Below are 23069 nucleotides of genomic sequence, written 5' to 3'. Positions count from 1 at the left end.
CCTACGGACAGCGCTCCCGAAGCGATACCTCCGAGTAATGCCCGTTGGCGCAACGAGAGCATTAGGCGGAATCAATCATATAGCCGCGACCCCGGACGGTTGTGATCAAATCGGAGCCCAGTTTTTTGCGCAGGCGGGTCACAAATACTGCAATCGTGTTGGAATCTCTGTCGCCGTCATATTCGTAAATGTGTTCCGACAGCTCAGTACGCGACACCATGCGACCGATGTTGTGCGCCAGATAGGTCAGAACAGCGATCTCCTGCGCGGTCAAATCGACAGGTATGCCCCCAACGGTGACCCGACCATTCCGCGTATCCAGAGAAACCTCTCCCATTTCTATCACGGGGTTCAACTGACCGCTCTGACGTCGCAAGATGGCCCGTACACGTGCCGCCAATTCAGGCATGTGGAACGGCTTGGTCATATAGTCATCCGCGCCGGCATCTAGGCCGTCGACGCGTTCGCTCCAGCCATCTCTGGCTGTCAGGATCAAGACCGGCGTTTTGACTCCCGCGCTGCGCCATTCGCGCAGGACCGAAATGCCGTCACGCTCAGGCAAGCCGATGTCGAGGATGATCATGTCGTACGGTTCAGTCGACCCCAGATGCAGGGCATCTGTACCATTGTTGGCCACGTCGACCACGCGACCTTCCGCACCCAATAGCTTTTTGACTTGCTCACAAAGCTGGGGTTCGTCTTCAGCAAGGAGTATTCGCATAACCAGAGACTACAGCTAAATCAGCGCGATCTTAACTCTATTTTTTGCCGCCGCCGTTGCCGCCACCATTGCCGCCGCCGTTGCCGCCACCATTGCCGCCGCCGTTGCCGCCACCATTGCCGCCGCCGTTGCCGCCACCATTGCCGCCGCCGTTGCCGCCACCATTGCCGCCACCATTGCCACCGCCGTTGCCATTTCCACTGGCATTGCCATTGCCGCCAGCATTGCTTCGGCCTGCACTGTTCCCACGGGTGGCCGAGGCGCTCTGACCGTTGTTGCTTTTGGATTTGGTTGAATTGCGTGCGGCTTCGGAAATCTCGCGCCCGGTACTTGAACGGTTCGAGACGACTGTGCCGGTTTCGGCGTTCACGATCACGCTGACGATCTTTCCGCCCGGCTTTTTGACCAGAATACGATAGTAGATCTTGTCTGTTTTGAATGCGCGCGCATCAACAGGTGTTCCGCCGTATGCTTTTTTCACGCCTTTGATGACACGGTTCAGCCGTATCGCACTGCCTGACAACGTCGCCATGCGTAGTTCAGACTGTTTGAGTTCGCGTGCATCTGCCGCCGCTTGTCCCCCGGACAAGGCGGTTAGCAAAGCTGCAACCAGAAAAAACGCTTTGGCCTGCATAACACCCTCAAACACCTTCATTGAACATTACTAGGCCAGACATGAACCGATGATGAACAAGCAGTTAGCCCTGCGTTCAAGCGACCTCAAGTTAAATCAGTGGCAACGGTTTTGATTCGACTGCGAGTCAGACTGCCGAAACACTGTGGTCAACCTCAGCACGCTGATTGCCGTTGCTGAAGGTTTTGAGGAGATTGAAAATGAAAACCACCAAGTGCGGACTGCTAAAAGCTTCGACGATCGCGATTGCCTTGTTGGGGTCCACGGCCATTGTAGCCACCGTCGCAGCTCCTGATTTTGTTTATGCCAAACCAGGCAACGGTAATGGTGGCGGCAATGGCGGTGGAAACGGTGGTGGTAACGGCGGCGGCAACGGCAATGGCGGCGGAAACGGCAACAGCGGTGGAAATGGCAACGGTAACGGCGGTGGCAATGGAAACAGCGGCGGCAATGGCAACGGCGCTCAGGGAGATCGCGGAGACAACAGCTCGGCTGGAAATGGTGGCCGTAGTAACGGGGCCGACAAAAGCCGTGGCGGCACCAGAGTCGGGATATTCGGGCAAGGGAAAACAAAGTCTCAGTCTGCTCGGTCCGGTACGAAAAAAGGCGGCGGGTTCTCTCTGAAAGATCTGTTCAACGGGAATGGCAAAACTCGCAAAACGGCAACCACCTCAAGGGTTGCCACGACAACCCTTCGAACGCAGAAGGCCAAGGTGCAAAAAACGGTTCGTCAGACTGTCATTGTAGAAGAGTCAAAGCGTCCCGTTTCCCGCAACAAAGGTAATCGTATGGCTGCGCTGCTTGGTGCACACCCGTCCGAGTTGGGCGCACTGAACGCGGCCAATGCAAGTCCAACGGCCCTCGCCAATGCTGCGCCCAATTCACGGGTTGGCAGAATTGCCACGTACCGCGACACTGTGCTGGCCGGAGAACCCTTGCGTGAGGAACTGGAAGAACAGTTGGAGTTTCTCGAGGGACTGGAAGAGCCAGATCGTACAGTTCAAGAAATCGAGGATGACTTGGAAGTCGCATTGGGTGAGGTTCAAACCAACCGGGATACGGTCGCAGAGCTTGAACAAGCTTTGGAGGACGCGGGCGGTAGCGATCCGGATATCGAAGCGCAGCTAGAAGAGGCCCAAGCCGAATTGGACGCTTCGATTGATGAAGCCCAGACTTTGAATGACGAGAGACAGGCAGCCATTGAATACAATGAAGCTGTTGAAGAGGTCGAAGAGCTGACAGAACTTGTCGAAGAGCAAGACCTGGCAGAACGTGAGGCCCTGGAAGCCGCTGCCAACAAGCCTGTCACCGATGCAGTTGAGGAACAGGTCAAAGCCCTGCTGGGACTGTGACCTGAGGCTTCCCGGCCATCGCCAGCTTCCACTTCAGGATGAACTGGAAGCTGGAGCGCCGGCAAGCCTTTCGGATACCAAGTTGGCAGGTCGACCTAGTCGGCCTGCTAGGCGCAAACTCTTGATGATTGCGATGCGCAACAAGAAAATCCCGCCCAAATTTGGGGCGGGATTTATTTTACAATTCCGATGTTTAGGACGATAATCGAGAATTGTCGGGGGGTCAGCTGATTTGTCTTCAGACGTTCTGGTGAGCCTCGGATAGCCGCTTGTTTTTTATGATCTCTGTCAGTGCGTTTTCAATAGGAGGGAAGCGACTATTGCTCGAATTCATCGTGGTTTGCAGGCGCTCTTCAGCAGATTCGCTAGAGGTCCGCATCGCAATTTCAGTGCTGCGATCTTCAGTCATAAAGGCAGGCTTGACCATTTTGTTCCCCTTGTTTTCGTCAAACGATATATGTCTCGTTCGATCCAACTTAGTCAGTATGCCTAAAGTTGTTTGAACCCACTGCGAATACACTGTTCACGTTCGGTTAATGTTGTTTACGAAATAAGAACAAACGATTTGTCCGGTCGTGCGCCTCTTCAATTACCTCATTCCAACTTGACGGTTTGAAAGGTCGTTAGCTGAGGCTGTCGTGCCAACGAACCATCGCGTCATAGTGGGAGACTTCAGCGGTAAGCCAGTCTCCGCCTATTGCATTGGCCAAATCCCGACGGGGATCATAAATGGAAGACGCAGTTAAAGGAGGCAAAAGGATGAAAACGGCTCTAGCAATCACAGCGACGGTGTTCGTAATGCAAACCGGGCCGGTTGCGAGTGCGAGTTTTGACGTCCAGTCTCTTGATCTTAGAAAGACTGTTGGGTCGCACAATGCTATGCAGCCTGTTCTCGTGAAATCAAAAGCAGGACATTGCCCACCGGGCTTGGCCAAAAAAGCAGTTCCGTGCGTCCCCCCCGGACAAGTCAAACGATACCGAGCTGGGGACTACCTCTACGATGGCTATGTGCGCATCAACGATCCCTACAGATATGGTCTGAAAAGAAACGGATACTACGTGCGGGCCGGAAACTATGTCTACGAGGTAGATCGACGAACTAACGAAGTTCTGAACCTGATCGGCGCAATAGCGGATATTCTCAACTGACTGCCATTTGGCGGACAAAGAAAACTGGCGAGAATTGGCTGATCCGTAGGCCGCTTCGTGTGGCCTTTTTCTGCCGTAGGTCAACAACCTCAATCACTGCAAGGTGACCCGCCAAAACTGATATTCGTTACAACCGCAAGATTGTGGAGTAAGTTAGGTTGCGGACGCGGACTAAGCCGTCCTTCGATGTATGGTAGTGAGCGATTTGTTGCACTTTATCGCCAGCAACTAAACCGAGGAAAAGCGCAGTAACGGACACTACCTACAGTCGCCGACATGCAGGCAAAGACGTCGCGATCATTCTGCAAAATCAGCACTTTTTCTGATCCGTTGCATTCCATGACGCGTAATCACTCAAAGAATGGCTTGGGTGAGGTGTACGGATTTGCAAGTCGTCTGGTTCAAGCGAGATCTCCGTGTTTTGGATCATGCGGCCTTGGCACATGCGGCCAGGGTTGGCCCCGTGTTGCCGCTGTATGTTGTTGAACCTGAACTGTGGCTGCAGCCTGATGCCTCAGAACGGCAATGGGGCTTTGTTTCTGAGACACTTGCGGAATTGCGGGAGGCAACTGCTCAGTTGGGACAGCCACTGGTCGTTCGTATCGGAACAGTGATTGAGACACTTGCGGAACTGAAAAAACAAGGTTTTCTGGAGGCCTTATGGTCTCACGAGGAGACGGGCAACGATTGGACCTATAGCAGGGATAGAAATGTCGCGGCTTGGTGTCGCGACGCAGGTGTCCCTTGGCATGAGATTCAGAACCACGGTGTTATCCGCCGACTGAAGTCACGAGACGGCTGGGCGAACCATTGGGACTCGCAGATGTCGCGACCAACACAAAAGGCACCGCAGCTGGCGCCTTTGTCCATTGAGCTTGGCGCGCTCCCAAGCAGCAAAGATCTTGGCCTTGCAGGGGCCGTATGTTCGGGTCGGCAGAAAGGTGGGCGTCAAGTCGGGCTGGGGCTTTTGAACAGCTTTTTGAACAACAGGAGCATTGACTACCAACGTGCAATGTCCAGCCCCTTGAGTGGCGCAACAGCATGTTCGCGGCTGTCTCCCTATATTGCATGGGGCGCGATCTCTGTTCGCGAAATTGCACAACAGACGGAAAATGCCCGGCGCACGCTTCCCGCAGGTGCAGGCAAGTGGCAGAAATCGATTCGATCCTTTTCAGCGCGTTTGCACTGGCATTGTCATTTCATTCAAAAGCTGGAGGACGAACCGCAAATAGAGTTCGAGAACCTTCACCCGCTTTATGATGGCTTGCGCCCCAAGGAACCGGATGCGGCGCTTCTACAAGCTTGGTCAACAGGTGAGACAGGGTATCCTTTCTTGGACGCCTGCATGCGATCTCTTCGCGCGACGGGTTGGTTGAATTTCCGCATGCGGGCAATGGTGATGGCAGTTTCGAGCTATCATTTGTGGCTCCATTGGCGTGCGCCGGGCCTGCATCTGGCCAGGATGTTCACCGACTATGAGCCCGGTATCCATTGGAGTCAGGTCCAGATGCAATCTGGCACAACCGGCATCAACACCATCCGTATTTACAACCCCGTAAAACAAGGCCGGGATCAGGATCCGAACGGCATATTCATTCGTCGGTGGGTGCCAGAACTGGCAGAGATACCGGATGCACATCTGCATGATCCATGGAACGCGGCCAACGCAGGCGCGGTTCTTGACCGAAAATACCCGGTGCGCGTCTTTGACCATCTGGCGGCGGCAAAGGCTGCGCGTGAAAAGATGTGGGCAGTGAGGCGCGGGCCGGAATTTCGCGATCGAGCGCACGCAATCGCCACCAAACATGCAAGCCGAAAGGCTGAACGCTCTCGTAAAAGAAAAACCAGAACACCCCGGAATGCGGCTCAACTTGACCTACCGTTCGGAGACGTCACGTGAAGATGCGCAAGAAGGCGGATTTACCGCAAAAGATCTGTCCAGTCTGCCAACGTCCCTTCGTGTGGCGCAAGAAATGGGAGAAGGTCTGGGATGACGTCAAATACTGCTCGAAGCGCTGCAAGGCAGCCGCATGACATTGGAATTTCGTGTGGTGGATAGAGCTTTTGAACAGTTGCGGTTCGAACCTACGCGCGCCGCAGGCCTGAGGCGTTTGGAGCAATTCGTGCCCCGCGCTGGACGCGACTATGCGCAAAGTCGAAACTATGACTTTGGCCCCGATCGGCGCGGCAACGTATCCACTCTCTCGCCCTGGATACGACACCGTTTGCTAACTGAGGAAGAGGTTCTGTCACGCGTTCTGTCTGCACATGGTGAAAAGGGCGCAGACAAGTTCATTCACGAAGTGTTTTGGCGCACGTATTTCAAAGGATGGTTGGAGCAACGGCCAAGTATTTGGTTTAGCTATCAAAAAAACTTGGTGGCGCAATTGAAGTGTTTGGAAAACGATACAGCATTGAATGAGGCGTATCGGGATGCTGTGTCAGGCCGTACTGGTATCGAGTGTTTTGATCATTGGATGAGCGAGTTAAACGCGACGGGGTATCTTCATAACCACGTGAGAATGTGGGTGGCCTCAATTTGGATTTTCACGCTTAGACTTCCCTGGGAACTGGGCGCAGATGTTTTCATGCGTCACCTCGTCGACGGCGATCCGGCATCAAATACCCTAAGTTGGCGTTGGGTGGCGGGTCTCCATACAAAGGGAAAAACCTATCTCGCGCGCGCCGACATTATCGCGAAATACACCGATGGACGGTTTCAACCCCAAGGATTGGCCAACGTCGCCGAGCCGCTGGTTGAAGCAACAAATCATCCGCGCATCAAAATCCGCCCACAGTCAGAAAAACCCTTCTCAAAGCCGTACCTGCTGCTGGTGACAGAGGAAGACATTGCCGCAGCAGATATCACATCAGTGCGTCCCGCAGGCGTGGTCGGCCTGCTGGCCACAGATGGTCGTTCGCCGGGTCCGGTCGGTGACTTGCCGTCTGCTTTTGTCAAACAAGCAATGAATAGCGCACTCTCGCCGTTCGGAGAGATTGGACAAGTCAAGGACGATTGGTCCGAGCCCCTGATCAGGGCTGCCCAAACAAACAATGTTGATACGATCGTCACTCCCTATTGTCCTATCGGTCCGACACGGGTGTGCTTGGACCGTGCCGAACCAAAGCTGAACGAGGCTGGTATTCATCTGCATCGTATCTGGCGCCCTTACGATGCGCACGCATGGCCGCACGCTAGGGCAGGGTTCTTTGGCTTCAAGAAGAAGATCCCGTCCATAATGCAGGCCCTTAATCTGACTTGCTAGCCGTTTAAACAAAACCGGGAAAACGCCGTGACATACGCCGCAATTGTGCTTCCAAATCAAATTTTTGCAGAACACCCCGCATTTGAGATGCCGCTGCAAAAGGTGATCTTGTTTGAAGATCCGTTGTTCTTCGGAGACCCGCAGTATCCCGCCAAAATGCACAAGCAGAAGCTCTGGCTCCATAGGGCGAGCATGGCCAGGTATCGCCAAGAGCTCGAGATCAAGGGCTTTCATGTGGACCTCTTTGAGTATGAGCGCTCTACCAAAGCTTGCCTGCATTTGTTCGAACGGCTTTCTCTGGATCAGATTTCTCGGGTCGTGATGGCTGATCCCGTCGATTCAGTTGTTGAAAAGCGTATAAGTGAGGCATCGCAAGCAACAGGAATTGCGATTGAATTCCTGCCTTCGCCCGGCTTTCTAAACACACGTGCCAGCAATCAGGCATGGTCTGCCGGCCGAAAACGTTGGTTCATGGCGGAATATTACAAAAGCCAGCGACGCCGATTGAACATCTTGCTTGAGAACGATCAGCCCTTGGGCGGCCAGTGGAGTTTCGACGAAGACAATCGCAAAAAGGTTCCAAAAGCCCTGCTACAAAGCTTGCCTTGGATCGACTGGCCGCAGCACGACAGTGTGGACCAAGCGGCGAAAGACAATGTTCTGTCTGAATTTCCCGACGCGCGAGGAGATCTCGATACCCTTTATTATCCAACTTCGCACGCTGCTGCACTGGCGTGGCTGCACCAGTTTTTGGAACGGCGTTTCGACCAGTTTGGTGACTTTGAGGATGCGATTGTTGAAGGCGAAAGCTGGCTTTGGCATGCTGTCCTCACACCTGCATTGAACATTGGCTTGATCACGCCACAGCAAGTCATTGACGCGACTCTGGACCATGCCCAGCGTAGGAATACGCCACTCAACTCTGTTGAGGGGTTTATCCGCCAGATCATAGGGTGGAGAGAGTTCATGCGCGCGACCTATGAGGACTTGGGCGTGCGTATGCGCACAACCAATCATTGGCGTCACAACCGACCAATGCCTTCCTCCTTCTATGACGGCACAACTGGGATAGACCCGATTGACGATACGATCAGGCGGATACTGCAGACCGGCTACTGTCACCACATCGAAAGGTTGATGGTGCTCGGCGGGTTTATGTTCTTGTGTGAAATCAAACCAGACGACGTGTACCTGTGGTTCATGGAAATGTTCGTGGATAGCTACGATTGGGTCATGGTTCCAAATGTTTATGCAATGAGTCAAAACGCGGATGGCGGGTTGATCACGACCAAGCCTTATTTTTCCGGATCAAATTACATTCGGAAGATGAGTCATTGGGGCAAAGGTGAATGGGCCGAGATTTGGGACGGCTTGTATTGGCGCTTCATTTTCAAGCATAGAGACACGCTTTCAAAAAATCCGCGTTGGGCCATGATGTGTCGCACAGGCGATAGGATGCCGCTGGAAGCAAAAGAGAAGCATCTGAAAAAGGCCAACTCCTTTCTGGCCAATTTGAACTGAGTGCAACTACGGTTCCGCTCAATGAGCGTTAGGGAAGTTTACGCCCATTGCGCGGCACGACTAGTGTCGCTTTGCCTATGAGGTGGCGTAGTCGGTTACCGCTGCCCGGCAACCAACTTGCCAGATTGCGGTCAGCCAACCGGAAAACGCTTCTGCAAACCTCGTGTTGCCAGCTAGCTCACCATAATACTGGCGTTGCTCGATCCACATTTTTGGGTCGGCCTTGGAGGCCCGAGCAGTGTTTTGCAAATGCTCCCATTGGGGGTCGTTTGGCGCAATTTCCGAGCCATCTTCGCGAACGCCCGCGCACATCCGGCACCAGAACGCTTCGGCCAGAGCAAGTCCAGTCAGAGAACGGCCTGAGGCAAGGGCATCGCGCAACGACGGCAGCAAGAACCCCGGATGCCGTGAAGACCCATCAAATGCCACGCGACGTGTTGTGTCGCGGATGGTGCTGTTTGCGAAGCGTTTTTCAACCAAACCAAGATACTCAGTTGCCGTGGTGCCTGGAACAGCTTCGACATAGGGCAAGATCTCTTCTGTCTGAACCTTCTTGAAAAACGCTACGATGTCCGGATCCTGCATGCAGTCTGAAATCGTCGGTACGTTCAGAATTTCCCCAATATTGGCAAGCAGCTGATGACCTCCGTTCAGGATGCGCAGCTTCATCATTTCATATCCGTGAACATCGTGGGTCATCGTGACCCCAGCCTGTTCGAGGGGCGGCCGTCCGGCACAGAAGTCATCCTCGACGACCCATTGCCGAAAATTCTCATGCGAGACCGGAGCGCGATCGTCAATTCCAAGCGCCCTGCATTGAGAAACGACTTGCTCGGTCGTCGCGGGTACGATGCAATCCACCATCGAGTTCGGGAATGCGCCCTCTTGGGCGATCCAGTCGGCCAGTTCCGCGTCGACCAAACGTGCCAAACTAACAATGCAGGTTTTTAGTATTGCGCCGTTGCCCTGAAGATTGTCGCAGCTCAGCGCGGTAAACGGTTCCAAACCATTCTCACGCCTTTGCCTGTATGCCTCGACCATCGCACCGAATACTGTGCGTGGCTCATGCGGGTTCTTCGCGTCGTACCTTATGTCTTCATGATCCAAGTTGAACACGCCGGTGTTGGCATCCAGAAAATAGCCGCCCTCGGTTACAGTCAGGGACACAATTCGGATAGACGGATCAGCCATCCGGCGGATGAGTGCTGCGTTACCTGCCTCAATCGGCAGATAGTCGATCATCGGGCCTATGACCTCTGCCGATATTCCTTGTGGATCCAACTCGATCAACGTGGTCAGGCAATCCTGCGCCAACAGCCTCTCACGCATCTCAGCGTCGTAGCTGCGCACTCCGGCTCCGATAATGCCCCAATCGTAGGCTTGGCCCTGCTGCAAGAGCTGATGAATGTACCACGCCTGGTGGGCGCGGTGGAAATTTCCAAGACCGATATGAACAATGCCCGGCGTCAGCTCCGAACGCTTATAGTTAGGGGTGCCGACAGTCGCTGGGAGGTCTGCAAGCCTGTCTTGCCGCAGCTGGATCAGAGGGTTTGAGTGTGCCACTGGGTTCATCAGCTCATCCAATTTCCACCGTCGACATTGTAGGTTTGTGCAACGATGTATTTTGCCTCGTCCGAGGCGAGAAACACTGCCATGCCTGTCAAGTCTTCGGCCCGGCCCATGCGGCCATAGGGAACGGCAGCGGCCACTTCGCGTTTCTTCTGTCCCGGCAGTTTACCTTCGTGTTTGGCAAAGAACGCATCGACGCCGTCCCAGTGTTCGCCGTCCACCACACCTGGCGCGATCGCGTTCACGTTGATCCCGTGCGCGATCAGGTTCAGGCCCGCAGATTGGGTGAGAGAGATGATCGCAGCCTTGCTGGCGCAATACACGGCGACCAGTGGCTCACCGCGCCGCCCAGCTTGCGACGCCATATTGATGATCCGTCCTTTGGTGCCATGCGCGATCATATGGCGCGCGACGGCCTGCATGGTGAACAAGGCACCAGCGACGTTGATATCAAAAACGCGCTCGTAGTCGGCGCGCTCAATTTCGACAATCGGGGCGGCGGTGAAGATCGCGGCGTTGTTGATCAGGATGTCGATCGGGCCGAAATGCGATGCCGTGTGGGCAATGGCGCCGTCGATACTCTGTTGGTTCGTCACGTCCATTTCGACGGCCATGGCGGAGGCGCCGATATCGGCTGCCGACTGTTGTGCGCGTTCGATGTCGATGTCCGCGATGGCAATGCGTGCGCCTTCCGCGACATAGGATTTGGCAAAGGCCAGCCCGATGCCGCGCGCGCCACCGGTGATCAGAGCGATTTTGCCATTCAGACGGGTCATTCGATCCGCAGTCCTTTTTCATCGAAGCGGTGGATGACGTCGGCCCGTGGCGTCAGGTGAATACGATCCCCGTGGCGGAACCCAACCTCGCCATCGGCGCGAACCGTAATCGTCTCGGCCAGTCCGGTATCGTGGACGTGGAAGAAGGTGTCTGAACCCAAATGCTCCGATACGCTGACAACCCCGGACCATTCGCCTTCAGTTTCCGAAACAGTAATATGTTCCGGGCGGATGCCGATGGTTTTCGCGCCATGTTTCGCGGCCTCTTCACCCTCGATGAAGTTCATCTTGGGGGAGCCGATGAAGCCCGCGACAAACAGGTTTCGAGGTGTGCGATACAGCTCCAGCGGGCTGCCGACCTGTTCGATCACTCCGGCCTGAAGGACGACGATCTTGTCAGCCATGGTCATGGCTTCGACCTGATCGTGGGTCACGTAGATCATAGTGGTCGCCAGGCGTTCGTGCAGCTCGCTGATCTCTAACCGCATGCCAACGCGTAGTGCCGCGTCGAGGTTTGACAGCGGCTCATCAAACAGGAACGCTGCCGGTTCGCGCACGATAGCGCGCCCAATGGCGACCCGCTGGCGTTGGCCGCCGGACAGCTGGCCGGGGCGGCGGTCCAGATAGTCGGTCAGGTTTAGAACGCCGGCGGCACCTTCGACCCGCTTGTCAATCTCGGCCTGATCCAGTTTCGCCATCCGCAGGGGAAAGGCGATGTTCTTGCGCACGGTCATATGGGGGTAGAGCGCATAGGACTGGAAAACCATCGCCAGCCCTCGTTTGGCGGGTGGCACATCGGTGGCGTCCGCCCCGTCAATGTCGATGGAGCCCGAGGTGATATCCTCCAACCCCGCGATAAGACGCAACAGGGTGGACTTACCGCAGCCCGAGGGGCCGACGAAGACAGTGAACTCGCCATCTTCAATGGTCAGGTCAAGCGGTGGAATGACCTGCACGTCGCCGAAGCTTTTGGTCACGGACTTGAGTTGAATACGTCCCATGTGTCGTGTTCCTTATTTCACAGCGCCGAAGGTCAGGCCGCGGACAAGTTGTTTCTGGCTGAACCAGCCAAGGATTAGGATTGGCGCAATCGCCATGGTCGAGGCCGCGCTGAGCTTGGCAAAGAACAGACCTTCTGGGCTGGAATAGCTGGCGATGAACGCCGTTAGCGGAGCAGCGTCGACAGCGGTTAGGTTGAGGGTCCAGAACGCCTCGTTCCACGCCAGGATGAAGTTCAACAAAACGGTCGAGGCGATACCGGGGATGGCCATTGGCGTCAGGACGTAGAGAATTTCTTCTTTCAATGTCGCCCCGTCCATCCGTGCAGCTTCCAGAATTTCACCCGGAATTTCGCGGAAATAGGTGTACAGCATCCAGACGATGATCGGCAGGTTGATGAGCATCAGGACGACGACCAGCCCTCCGCGCGTATCCAGCAGGCCCAACCGAATGAACAGCAGGTAGATTGGGTAGAGAACGCCGACCGCAGGCAACATCTTGGTCGACAGCATCCAAAGCAGAATGTCCTTGGTGCGCTTGGACGGAACGAAGGCCATCGCCCATGCGGCGGGGACGGCGATGATGACGCCCAGAATGGTCGAGCCCCCGGCTATGATGACCGAATTCCATAGGAACCGCATATAGTCGGACCGTTCCTGCACGATGGCGTAGTTTTCCAGCGTCCAGTTGAAGTTCAGGAACAACGGTGGGCTGGCGATTGCCTGCGCCTCGGTCTTGAAGCTGGTCAGGATGGTCCAGAGTATCGGGAAAAAGATCAGCAAACCAACGGCCCAGGCGAGGGCGGTATTCTGCGATTTGCGGCGGGTTGTGACAGCGCGGGCCATGGTCTTACCTCCTCACGCGTCCAGGTTCTTGCCGACGATGCGCATCAGGAAGATGGCAACGATGTTGGCTAAGATGATTGCGTAGACACCTCCGGCTGATCCGAGGCCAACATTCTGGCTTTCCAGCACACGCTGGAAGATCAGGTAGGTGAGTGTACGGGTGCCGAATGCGCCGCCGGTGGTCACGAAGATCTCGGCGAAGATCGACAAAAGGAAGATTGTCTGGATCAGGATCACGATGGTGATCGCGCGGCTCAGATGCGGCAGGATGATGTGGTAGAACCGCTTCAGGACCGGCGCGCCGTCCATCTCGGCGGCTTCCAACTGCTCACTGTCCAGCGACTGGATTGCGGTCAGCAAGATGAGGGTCGCAAAAGGCAACCACTGCCATGAGACGATCATGATGATTGAGGTCATAGACGCCTCGGACAGCCATGAGATCGGCTCGGCCCCGAAAAAGCGCCAAAGATGGGCCAGCAGGCCGTTGACCGGGTCCATGAACATGTTCTTCCAGACCAAGGCGGACACGGTGGGCATGACGAAGAAGGGTGCGATCACGAGAATGCGGACAACCCCTTGGCCCCACATCGGTTGGTCCAGAAGCATCGCCAGCAGGATACCCAGAATAACGGTGATGACCAGAACCCCTCCGACGATCACAAGCGTCGCCTGAACCGCGGGCCAGAAGGAGCTGGACGATACGAACCGGACGTAGTTGTCGAAGCCGACCCAGCCCAGATCGCCACCGCGCAGGGGCAGATATTTCTTGAAGGAAAAATACAGCGTCATCGTCAGGGGCACGAGCATCCAGCCAAGCAGCAGGACCACTGCGGGTGCCATCATCAGGCGCGCGACGGATCGGGAATGTTGAGTAGCCATTACGCAAACCCTCTCTGTTCAGGCGTAGCTTAGCCTGCGAGAAAAATGTGGGTTGTGGAAGGGGTGAGCGGGGGGGCAGCTCTTCTGCCCGCCCGCGTGGGAGGATGCCTCAGTACCCTGCGGCTTCCATTTCTTCGGCGGTGAAGGCCTGCGCTTTGGCAAGTGCTTCCTCAACCGTTTGCTGTCCGGCGTAGACTGCCGAGAACTCTTGGCTGACCTGTGTCGCAATACCCGCGAACTCTGGGATCGCAGCGAACTGGATGCCAACATATGGGACAGGTTTGACCGTTGGGTTGTTTGGATCAGCGGACAGGATCGAGTCCAGCGTCATCTTGGCAAACGGAACCTTCTGGTATTCCGGGTTCTCATACAAAGAGGAGCGCGCGCCCGGCGGTACATTTGCCCAACCTTCGTTTTCAGCAACTAGCTCAATATAGTCTTTAGACGTTGCCCATTCGATGAACTGCTTGGCTGCGTCTTCTTGCTGTGTACCGGCCGGAATGGCCAGTGCCCAAGCCCAAAGCCAATTGGAGCGTTTGCCCAATCCGGTGTCGGGTGCCAGCGCAAAACCAACGCTGTCCGCGACGGTCGAGTCGTCCGGGTTGGTCACGAATGACGCCGCAACAGTGGCGTCGATCCACATGCCGCACTTGCCTTGCTGGAACAATGACAGGTTCTCATTAAACCCGTTGGTAGCATAGCCTGCCGGACCGGATTCCGTCATCATTTCAACGTAGAAGTTCAGCGTGTCAGACCATTCGGGCTGATCGAACTGGGGCTTCCAATCTTCGTCGAACCAGCGCGCGCCGAAGGAGTTAGACATCGCCGTGATGAACGCGCCGCCTTCACCCCAACCGGCTTTGCCACGTAGGCAGATGCCGTTGATGTCGGCGTCTCTGTCGGTCATCGCCGCCGCTGCTTCTTTGATGAATTGCCAGCTAGGCGCCTCGGGCATTTCCATGCCCGCCTTTTCCATCAGGTCAGTGCGGTACATGATCATCGAGCTTTCGCCGTAGAACGGCGCCGCATACAGCGTTCCGTCATGGCTTAGACCGCCCGACATCGCCGGCAAAATGTCACCGACGTCGTACTCTTCGGAAAGTCCGTCAAGCGGAACCAGCCAGCCATTTGCGCCCCAAATCGGGGTCTCGTACATACCAATGGTCATGATGTCGAACTGACCACCTTTGGTGGTGATGTCAGTGGTCACGCGCTGGCGCAGTACGTTTTCTTCCAGCGTCACCCACTCGACGTCAATGCCGGTCGCTTCGGTGAATTTGTCGGTGTAGCCCTGCATCCGGATCATGTCGCCGTTGTTTACGGTGGCGATCGTGATGGATTGTGCGTGGGCCGCGGCCGTCGCGACGAACGTCAAAGCAGTCGCCGCACGAAGTGCGTGTTTCAGATACATCCCTGTCCTCCCTGAGCTTGGATGTCGTGTAGAGAGGGTAGTTCAAGATTTGTCGCGGCGTCAATAAAAACTTTACGCGCGTTAATTTTTGACGTTATGCGGATTCCCTGAGAACCAATCGGGCCGGGAAGAGGGTTTCTGTCCGATTCTCAAATTTCCCACCGTTTTCAATGAGTTCGAAAAGCGTTTCGACACTTCGGGCCGCCACATTGTCGTAGTCATGCGCCGCGGTTGTCAGTGAGGGGCATGTGAATTTTGCAAAGGGATGATCGTCGTTCGAGGCCACCCGCAGAGTACAGTCGGCTTTCCGCCCGACGCGAATCCCCTGCTCAAAACACGCCGCCAGAAAGCCGATTGCCAATCGGTCATTGCTGCACAAAACCGAGTCCGTGCGTAACTTGCGTTCATCCAAAACCTTGAGCGCACCCTGTCGACCAATCTCCTCAAAGGCCCAGCCAGCGCCTTCGATTTTGATCACATGCGGTTCAAAACCCAGGCGCTCCATCACCTCGACATAGGCCTTCCGCCGCTTGTTGGCATTGGGGTTTGCAGGTGTCCGCATTTCGAAGAACGAGGGTGGCTCGCCAGTGCGGGTCATGTATTCCACGGTCTGAGACACAAAGCTGAAGTTGTCGGACCCGATAAACGCCGCGCCCAAACCGTCAAGGTTACTGTCGAACAGAACCGTCGGCACACTGGCACAGAATTTCTCGATCGCTGACTTGTCAGAGATACGCCCCAAAGGCGCCAACAACACGCCCGCAGGTTTCAAAGATTGCAAACCGTCCAGGATTTCGTTTTCCAGTTTCTGTTCACCGTGAGCGCTGAAAAGGAACGGACGATACCCCGCTGCAATACAGCTTTGTTCAAGATACCGAGCGATTTCAGCAAAGAACGGATCAGCCAGATAGGGCACGACAATGCCGATATTCTTGGTCAGTTTACGGTTCTGGTTCACCGCATAGATGTTCGGGCGATAGTCAAACCGCTCCAGCGCTTCTTCGATACGCGCCCTTGTCGTTGGGCGAACGCTATCGGGATCGTGGAAGTATTTGGACACAGTGGGCCGCGAGATTCCGCTGAGCGCCGCGAACTCTTCCATATTCTTGATTTTGGTCATGCCAGTCTGCCTGCGGATCACAGCCGCTTTGATCTTATCTTACTTTTACATATTCTTTGCGCGCGCTAAAAAGATCAATAGCCAGTCAAGTTCCGTGTATTTCTGCAGGCGCCGGGTTTGAATGTATCTCGGGATTGATACCAGGACATCAGCGGTCAAGCTTGCTTGATCGAATTTTCGCGACGTCCTCAATGGGAATTACAACGTCTTCGCAACACCCCGGCTGGTCAGAGCAGCACCCAAACCTTTCGTGGAAGGCGACGCTTGATGCGTTGAACCAGCTTTCAGGGCCAATCACGCTATCAGTGCGGTCGAATGACCTTGTTTCAGTCATTTTCTTTAGGCACGTAGGTCGGTTTTCTACCATCGTAGATAAACGCGTTTCAAATGCATTCGATCTGCTTGAATGTTTGCAGGAATTGGTACTCAGGGCTTTTTCACCTAAGTCGCCCCGCCTGACATTTCATTTTGATGAAATTGGCGGCGAGCTTAAGATATACTTGGCGAAAGATCGTAGTGAATTTCGGCAGACAGCCCAAAGCGGACCTTCTATTCCACCTCCAACGATCAAACCTGTTGTACCTTATAACGCACCAGCACGAGACAATGTATCCATATACCCTAAGACTGCGGAGTGGTCATGCCAGGATGCTTACCGATACGGTGTTACGTTAATCTTTGTAGCTGGGTTCAAATCATCGTTCGGGTCCGTAAAGACGCCTTCTGGAAAGGACACTGAGATAGGCCGATCTGTCGTGTCCATGCACAGCATATGATTGTTGTCCCCGTCACCTAGGTTGGCGAGCGCGAGCGGCTTCACTTCACGACGGGTCCCATCGGGTGCCGCGACGGTGATGGCGTATAGATCGCGTTCTGCCTCATCTGGTTCGCTGCCATCCTTAAGCGTCACACCCCCTTCCCACGTCACTCGGATCGCCTGAACGACGCCTTCCGTCGGGCAGAGGCTGCCCCTGACGCGACGCGGGCCCAAAGTGCCGACCAATGTCCAGTCCTCCACGACTTCGGCCAAAACAATCGATGGTCCGTCTTCTAAGGGTATTACCGATGCACTAGCTCCCTGAAAATCAAGCATGCCGTCGATCGACTGCAAATGCCCGATAACGTCAACTCTAACCGGTGGGTCGGTTTCGGCGGGTCCCAATTGCCCTATCAAAAGAACCGTGCGAAACTCACCAGGGTCTGTGGCTGGCAACACGGACGCGCAGTGCATTTTCCCGGACGCGCCTGACCGAGTAGTGACTTTAAAGTCTCCGGCCTGCATAGTCGCGATGTCTATCTCAGTAGAAAAGACCACTGGCATTCCGGTGTTGCCCTCAGACCCCCTGCAAATCACATTTGAGACTCGTGGAAGTGCGTCAAGCCCGTGGAAGGCCGAGAGGAGTTTGGCGGATTGGCCGTCCACTTCTCTAGGCAGGCCAGCATCTGGAGTCGTATCAATGAGGTCGCGATTGGAAATGTTGTCAGTCCAAGACCCCGGTCCATACATTATGAACCAAACAACTCCGGCGCTGATTGTCGCCGTCACACCTAGAAAGCCGACGATCATGGTCCGCTTCGGAATGCCCTTGATCACACAAGTTACCTCTGCACGTTGTGGGTCGCAGATTCCGTTCTTACCGTAGGCGTCCTGTTCCTAGAAGAACAGTCTGCTAGGAAACCGCAAAAGTTACGATGCAACCTCAATGAGAAGTGAGAATATACTCGTCTAGGCTTCAGTTGGGCAGAACCATCGCCAATAGCGTCGACCGTACCTACAAAATTGAACAGCCCGAAAATGGCAGCTTCGTCCGCATAGCTAACGACTGTCCAGAAGGCTCCACCGTATATTCCTGGGTAAGGAACACCTGCCGTTATGGCTCAATATTGCGTGAGGGACTGTTCTGATATGTCTTTGAAAATCTCTCACCAAGAGATGCGGCTGACGAGCTGGTCAAAGGTGTCAAACACAATCAAGCAGTATTCGGTTGATGAGAAGATCACGAGTGTTTTGACCGGACTCTGTGGAATGATGAGCATTGTTGCCCTGTGCTGCCGCGACGGTATCTCCAAAAGCATGTATTCCTACAGATCGAAAGAGCTTCACGAATCTGGGAAGATCTGGGAAGAACTGTATGGCGGGTGACACAGCCCAACAGGCGACCACGTCGGAGTCTAAGGAACGGCGATCCGAAGCTCCGGCCCATACATGCGGCGGAGGCCGCTATTTGCAATGGGCCTTCGAAGCAAGCAGAGCGTCCGAGCCTGCCTGCTTCTCCGGGTATTCAAGCTTTTTTATGCGTCTGAGCGCAGGATGACAGGCGTGATCCGCGTGCCTTCGCCCTGAACATAGGCCATCTGAATGATCAACTCGGCCAGAGGTTCCAGATACCGTGCGCTCAGCATGGCCCCGCTATCGACCGGGTCATAGTTGATGGCGCGAACCAGCTCGGCCACCGTTTCTTTTGCCCCTGCGTCATCCCCGGCAAGGAAGACCTGAGGGCGGATGCCGCCATAGGTCGGATCCGAGTCAACGACATCAGCAAAGATCGCGTTGAAGGCTTTGACGACCGTAACACCCGGCAGTTTCGCTTGGCAGACTTCACCTGCGGATGTGGTATGCCCCAGGGTCAGAGCCATGTAGTCATCGGTCAGAGGGTTGGTGCAGTCGACCACCACCTTGCCTTCCAGCGATCCCAGAGCCTCCAACGTGTCGTCCAGCGCCGTGAAGGGCACGGCGATGAACACAACCTCGGCGTGTTGAACCAGATCGGCTGCAAGGCCGCCTTCAATACCATGTCGGTCCGCGGCCTCGGCCCCCCGTCCGGCATCCCGCGAGCCGATATGAACCACGTGATCCGTTGCAGAAAACCGGCGCGCAAGCGCGTTGGCGACATTGCCGGTTCCGACGATAAGCAAATTTCTTGAGTTGGGCACGACGACGTTCTTCCCCTTGATAATGTTGCGATTCCGAGGATAGTGGAATCGGTATCATGATGATAATTGTTTTTTTGCTCTCTCTTTCAGATTGCAGCGTTTTGGGCAGGCGGTTGGTGTCGGGGAATGTCTTCCAACTGCTTCTTATGTGCCCGTTGGTAGGGTGGACGGTGAAACAACACGATGGCAATTGATCTCGACGATTGGCTGCGCGCGCTTGGAATGGAGCGCTACATCTCGGCGTTTCATGATCATGATGTGGACGGCAGCCTGTTGCCGACGATCACTGCAGAAGACCTCAGGGATATGGGGATCGCATCGGTTGGCCATCGCCGTCAGCTATTGAACGCGATTGCCTTGCTGCGCAGCGGGCAGGCATCGGACCTGGCAAACGGTCCTTTTGCGGAAAAGGCGGATCGTAGCCACTCGGTCGCGCCGCAACAGCGACGGCAGCTGTCAGTGGTGTTCACGGATCTTGTCGGCTCGACCCAACTGTCCGAACAACTGGATGCAGAAGAGCTTTCGACCCTGTTGACCAGCTACAAAAGCGCCGTGACCGAGATCGTCGAGGAATACGGCGGCTTTGTCGCGCAATATCTGGGCGATGGCGTTCTGGCCTATTTCGGCTGGCCGCAGGCCTATGATCATGACGCCGAACGGGCGATCCGATCGGGGCTAAGCATCGCCGATTCGATGCATTTTCTTGGGCGGCCGCATGGGGTTAAGCTAAATTGCCGTATTGGCATCGCGACGGGCAATGTTGTTGTCGGGGATCTGATCCGCAACTCATATATCGAAGAGGATCAGGCCGTCGGGCGCGCGCCCAACCTGGCCGCGCGAATTCAGTTGATGGCAAAACCGGGCACCTTGGCGATCTCGGATGAAACAAAGAAGATTGTCGAAGGCAAATTCGATCTGACCGATCTGGGAAATCACAAATTGAAAGGCTTCCGCGGCGAGGTGCGTATCTGGCGCGTCGAAGGCGCAACGGACGGCCCCACCCCCGATTTCAAGCGTCGGTCAAAAGAAAAGCTGCCGATCATCAACCGCAAGGTTGAGCTGGCCCAATTGGATAGCGCGTGGGAACGCGTCGAGCAGGGCGTTCCTCGCTCGACGCTCATTTCTGGTGAGCCGGGGATTGGCAAGTCCCGACTGGTGGAAGAGTTCGTATCGCATGTGCTTGAGGCTGAGGGCGACGTTCTGCGATTTCAATGCTCGCCTTTTCATACCAATGACGCCCTGTATCCGGTATTGAACCAAATCTGGTCTATGGTTTTGGGTGGGGGGCAGCTTTCGGCCGGGGACACAGCCCAGCGGCTGGAACAGATTTTTTCGGCTACAACCCTGGATCCGGGCAAGACAGCTTCGTTGGCGGATGCCTTGATGCAGTTTCGCGAACACGGGCGCGACACCACGCTGCCTCTTGATGCGCTGGGCCGGAAAGAGATGACGTTTCAGGCGCTGATCGCTCTGTTCGAATGGTATGTGCGCGACAAGAAAGTGCTGGTTGTCTTCGAGGACCTTCACTGGATCGACCCGACCACCAAAGAGCTATTGGGACGGCTGCTTGAGACGTTCAAAGATGAGCAGGTCATGGTGCTGCTGACCTGCAGGCCCGCGTTTCAAACCGCGTGGGAGGTCAATACCCGCATCGAACTGACCCGGCTGTCCAACGAGGAAATCGGCGAGATTGCGGCACATGTCTACGATCTGAAACCGGTGCCGATGCCGGTGCTGGAATTGATCGCGGATCGGTCCGACGGGGTGCCGCTTTTTGCCGAGGAGCTTTCCAAGTCGTTCATTGAAACCGGGGTCTTTGACCGAACCGATGGGGGCGGCACCTCGATTGATGAGACGGCGGTACCGACCACGCTGAACGAGTTGTTGGTCGCCCGCCTTGATCGTCACCCCGAATCCCGCCGGATACTGCAGACGGCTGCGGCCATTGGTCGGGATTTTTCCTTCGACGTTCTGTCTGCCGTGATTGATGAATCCGATCATGCGCTGTCGGCTCATTTAAACACGTTGGTATCGGCGCAGATTATTGTTCCCGCCCCGGCTGCGGCTCGCAGATACTCATTCCGTCACGCCCTGATGCGCGATGCAGCGTATGAGACCATGCTGCGATCCGTGCGTGCAATGGTGCATGCGCGTATTGCGGCTGTACTTGGTGCGCGGTTTCGCAAAATCACGCCCGCCCATGTTCTGGGCAGCCATTGGGGTTTGTCCGGCAACCATGCGGAAGCAACACGGTGCTTCCAGCAAGCGGCGGAGCAGGCAAGTTCGCGCTACGCGAATACAGAGGCCACGGCCTATTTCAAATCCGCGTTGAACCATCTGGAACAGGTCACCCTTTCGGACGGGTTACACCCCGGCACACTGCCGGAACGTGCCGATCTGCTGGAACAGCTTGGCACCGTCTTGACCTTGGTTCACGACCTTGACGGCGCGGTTGCGGCTTATCGTGAGGCCGTAGGGTTGGTTCAAGACAACCCGCGGAAAACTGCTCGGTTACACCGTCTGACCGGCAATGCCTTGCAACAGGATCGCGCGGGATCACTGGCCGAACTTGCCGCCGCCGAGGCCGCGCTGGATCAAACCGCGTGGCGGGACGACGCCGAGCTGCTGCGGGAGTGGATCGACATCCAGCTTAATACGCTAAACGTTCACTACTGGAGTGGGGACGGCGAAGCGATGTCTCAACTGGCGGCTGGACTGGCGCAGGATGTGGGCAGCATGACCGCCGAACAACGCGCCGAGTATTTCGATCAACTGGTACTGCGTGACTTAAGAATGTCGCGTTATGATCCGACCGAGGACACGATTGAAACCGCATCGAACTATGTGTCTGCGGCTGAGGAAACTGGTAACCTCGCCATAGTTGCCTCGGCCATGTTTATCCTTGGGTTTGTCAATCTGCACTGCATCCGCCTGCCTCAGGCACAGGAGGCGATGAGCGCTGGTCTGGAGGCCGCGCGCCAATCCGGTCACCGCAAGATCGAGTTGCGCTGCATGACTTATCTGTCCCTCGTCTACCGGCGCATGCACAACCCATCAGAGGCCACGCACCTGTCTCACGAAAGCATTGCGCTGGCGCGGGAACTCCAAATGCATGAATACATCGCATTGGCAACCGCCAACCTGTCGTGGGAGGCTTGGCAGCGCAGCGCAGACAGCACAGCGTGCAAGCTGGCCCGCGACGCGATGGTTCAGTTCGAGAAGACCTCGATCGCTTATCCGTTTGAATGGTCTGCGCTGTTGCCTTTGATCGCATCCAGTCAGACGCAGAAAGACCTTTCCGAGGTGCCAAAGCTATGCGCGCGCCTTCTGAACAGTAGCCAGCAGAACCTGCCCGAGACGCTGCGCAATGTCGTGGCAGATATCGCCACCCTGACTGGTACGGATGACGTGCCCCTGATCAAAAGACGCATTGCCGCGTTGATCGACGCTGCACGCTATTCTGGGTTCCTCTAACACGGCCCATTTGCCCAAGACTGCCCCAGCCCGAGGGAAAGCTTGCGGCACCGGGTTCGATTTGCTGTAGTGAACGTGCCTGTATTGAGTGGAGGAGACATAATGTCCGAAAGCGATATTGAGAACTTTAGACACGACCTGATTATTGCAAGCGATGATGGCACAGTGCTGCATATCCCGCGTGAGGTCTGGGACAACAAAGCCTATCAGGTTGATCCTGAGAAGTACCAGAACGACAAGGGCTGGGCCTTGGTCCGAGAGCTTCTGGAATGTGGTGTGAACCTTGCCACCATCCCGCCCAAAGACTTCCTGCCGCCTGACAAGTTCGAGCCCGAAGGCACCTGCTATCTGGTCAATATCGACGGGCTGAAACAGAGGCACAAATTCACACGCAGCTAGGATCAGCCCCGCTGACAGAC

20 protein-coding genes are annotated in these 23069 nt (G+C 55.6%); 8 read left to right on the top strand and 12 right to left on the bottom strand.

Going from position 1 to position 23069, the window contains the following annotated elements:
- Positions 1 to 61 precede the first annotated feature (61 nt).
- Together ACR0B5_RS11035 and ACR0B5_RS11030 are read right to left on the bottom strand one after the other, a co-directional pair.
- Complete coding sequence (locus tag ACR0B5_RS11035; protein WP_170375774.1) at positions 62 to 721, bottom strand: response regulator transcription factor; 660 nt, start codon at positions 719 to 721, stop codon at positions 62 to 64.
- Positions 722 to 758: 37 nt separating this feature from the next.
- Positions 759 to 1376, bottom strand: coding sequence for a PepSY domain-containing protein (locus ACR0B5_RS11030; RefSeq protein ID WP_480540361.1), 618 nt, complete (start codon positions 1374 to 1376; stop codon positions 759 to 761).
- A gap of 179 nt (positions 1377 to 1555) precedes the next feature.
- On the opposite strand from ACR0B5_RS11030, the gene ACR0B5_RS11025 reads away from it, so the two are divergent.
- The gene (locus tag ACR0B5_RS11025) at positions 1556 to 2707 is read left to right on the top strand and encodes a hypothetical protein (RefSeq protein WP_480540359.1); all 1152 of its coding nucleotides are present in this window, start codon (positions 1556 to 1558) and stop codon (positions 2705 to 2707) included.
- A 238-nt stretch (positions 2708 to 2945) separates the two neighbouring features.
- On the opposite strand, the gene ACR0B5_RS11020 is transcribed toward ACR0B5_RS11025, so the two are convergent.
- Positions 2946 to 3134, bottom strand: coding sequence for a hypothetical protein (locus tag ACR0B5_RS11020; protein ID WP_170375770.1), 189 nt, complete (start codon positions 3132 to 3134; stop codon positions 2946 to 2948).
- A gap of 302 nt (positions 3135 to 3436) precedes the next feature.
- On the opposite strand from ACR0B5_RS11020, the gene ACR0B5_RS11015 reads away from it, so the two are divergent.
- From ACR0B5_RS11015 to ACR0B5_RS10995, 5 genes are all read left to right on the top strand, one after another.
- Positions 3437 to 3856: a hypothetical protein gene (locus ACR0B5_RS11015; protein ID WP_480540357.1), complete on the top strand. Its 420-nt coding sequence runs from the start codon at positions 3437 to 3439 to the stop codon at positions 3854 to 3856.
- Positions 3857 to 4217: 361 nt separating this feature from the next.
- The gene (locus tag ACR0B5_RS11010; RefSeq protein ID WP_480540355.1) at positions 4218 to 5756 is read left to right on the top strand and encodes a cryptochrome/deoxyribodipyrimidine photo-lyase family protein; all 1539 of its coding nucleotides are present in this window, start codon (positions 4218 to 4220) and stop codon (positions 5754 to 5756) included.
- A gap of 2 nt (positions 5757 to 5758) precedes the next feature.
- Complete coding sequence (locus ACR0B5_RS11005; protein ID WP_170552600.1) at positions 5759 to 5890, top strand: DUF2256 domain-containing protein; 132 nt, start codon at positions 5759 to 5761, stop codon at positions 5888 to 5890.
- The gene (locus ACR0B5_RS11000) at positions 5887 to 7122 is read left to right on the top strand and encodes an FAD-binding domain-containing protein (protein ID WP_480540353.1); all 1236 of its coding nucleotides are present in this window, start codon (positions 5887 to 5889) and stop codon (positions 7120 to 7122) included. Before ACR0B5_RS11005 ends, ACR0B5_RS11000 begins: the two co-directional genes overlap by 4 nt.
- 27 nt (positions 7123 to 7149) lie before the next feature.
- Entirely contained in the window at positions 7150 to 8643 is a 1494-nt protein-coding gene (locus ACR0B5_RS10995; protein ID WP_480540351.1) for a cryptochrome/photolyase family protein, read from the top strand.
- A 75-nt stretch (positions 8644 to 8718) separates the two neighbouring features.
- Here the strand turns inward: ACR0B5_RS10995 and ACR0B5_RS10990 are convergent, their stop codons facing one another.
- The 9 genes from ACR0B5_RS10990 to ACR0B5_RS10950 form a co-directional block, all read right to left on the bottom strand.
- Positions 8719 to 10215 (bottom strand): mannitol dehydrogenase family protein, encoded by a 1497-nt coding sequence (locus ACR0B5_RS10990; protein WP_480540349.1) that lies wholly within the window; start codon positions 10213 to 10215, stop codon positions 8719 to 8721.
- Entirely contained in the window at positions 10215 to 10988 is a 774-nt protein-coding gene (locus tag ACR0B5_RS10985; RefSeq protein WP_480540347.1) for an L-iditol 2-dehydrogenase, read from the bottom strand. The genes ACR0B5_RS10990 and ACR0B5_RS10985 overlap by 1 nt, the downstream gene beginning before the upstream one ends.
- Positions 10985 to 11989, bottom strand: a complete 1005-nt coding sequence (locus ACR0B5_RS10980) for an ABC transporter ATP-binding protein (protein WP_480540345.1) — start codon at positions 11987 to 11989, stop codon at positions 10985 to 10987. Before ACR0B5_RS10980 ends, ACR0B5_RS10985 begins: the two co-directional genes overlap by 4 nt.
- A gap of 12 nt (positions 11990 to 12001) precedes the next feature.
- Positions 12002 to 12832, bottom strand: a complete 831-nt coding sequence (locus ACR0B5_RS10975; protein WP_480540343.1) for a carbohydrate ABC transporter permease — start codon at positions 12830 to 12832, stop codon at positions 12002 to 12004.
- Between the two features lie 12 nt (positions 12833 to 12844).
- On the bottom strand, positions 12845 to 13711 hold the full coding sequence (locus tag ACR0B5_RS10970; RefSeq protein ID WP_170375757.1) for a carbohydrate ABC transporter permease: 867 nt from the start codon (positions 13709 to 13711) through the stop codon (positions 12845 to 12847).
- Positions 13712 to 13820: 109 nt separating this feature from the next.
- The gene (locus ACR0B5_RS10965) at positions 13821 to 15122 is read right to left on the bottom strand and encodes an ABC transporter substrate-binding protein (RefSeq protein WP_170471559.1); all 1302 of its coding nucleotides are present in this window, start codon (positions 15120 to 15122) and stop codon (positions 13821 to 13823) included.
- Between the two features lie 94 nt (positions 15123 to 15216).
- Positions 15217 to 16242: a LacI family DNA-binding transcriptional regulator gene (locus ACR0B5_RS10960; protein WP_480540341.1), complete on the bottom strand. Its 1026-nt coding sequence runs from the start codon at positions 16240 to 16242 to the stop codon at positions 15217 to 15219.
- Between the two features lie 652 nt (positions 16243 to 16894).
- Complete coding sequence (locus tag ACR0B5_RS10955) at positions 16895 to 17455, bottom strand: hypothetical protein (protein ID WP_480540339.1); 561 nt, start codon at positions 17453 to 17455, stop codon at positions 16895 to 16897.
- 1079 nt (positions 17456 to 18534) lie between these two features.
- Positions 18535 to 19176: an NADPH-dependent F420 reductase gene (locus ACR0B5_RS10950; protein ID WP_480540337.1), complete on the bottom strand. Its 642-nt coding sequence runs from the start codon at positions 19174 to 19176 to the stop codon at positions 18535 to 18537.
- A 183-nt stretch (positions 19177 to 19359) separates the two neighbouring features.
- On the opposite strand from ACR0B5_RS10950, the gene ACR0B5_RS10945 reads away from it, so the two are divergent.
- The gene (locus tag ACR0B5_RS10945; protein ID WP_480540335.1) at positions 19360 to 22650 is read left to right on the top strand and encodes an adenylate/guanylate cyclase domain-containing protein; all 3291 of its coding nucleotides are present in this window, start codon (positions 19360 to 19362) and stop codon (positions 22648 to 22650) included.
- 102 nt (positions 22651 to 22752) lie between these two features.
- Positions 22753 to 23049 (top strand): hypothetical protein, encoded by a 297-nt coding sequence (locus tag ACR0B5_RS10940; RefSeq protein WP_419739375.1) that lies wholly within the window; start codon positions 22753 to 22755, stop codon positions 23047 to 23049.
- The last annotated feature ends 20 nt before the right edge of the window (positions 23050 to 23069 follow it).

The organism is Ruegeria sp. AG1 (assembly GCF_056541705.1).
The sequence above is the reverse complement of the archived record's forward strand: the minus strand, read 5'-3'. Positions and strand labels throughout refer to the sequence as shown.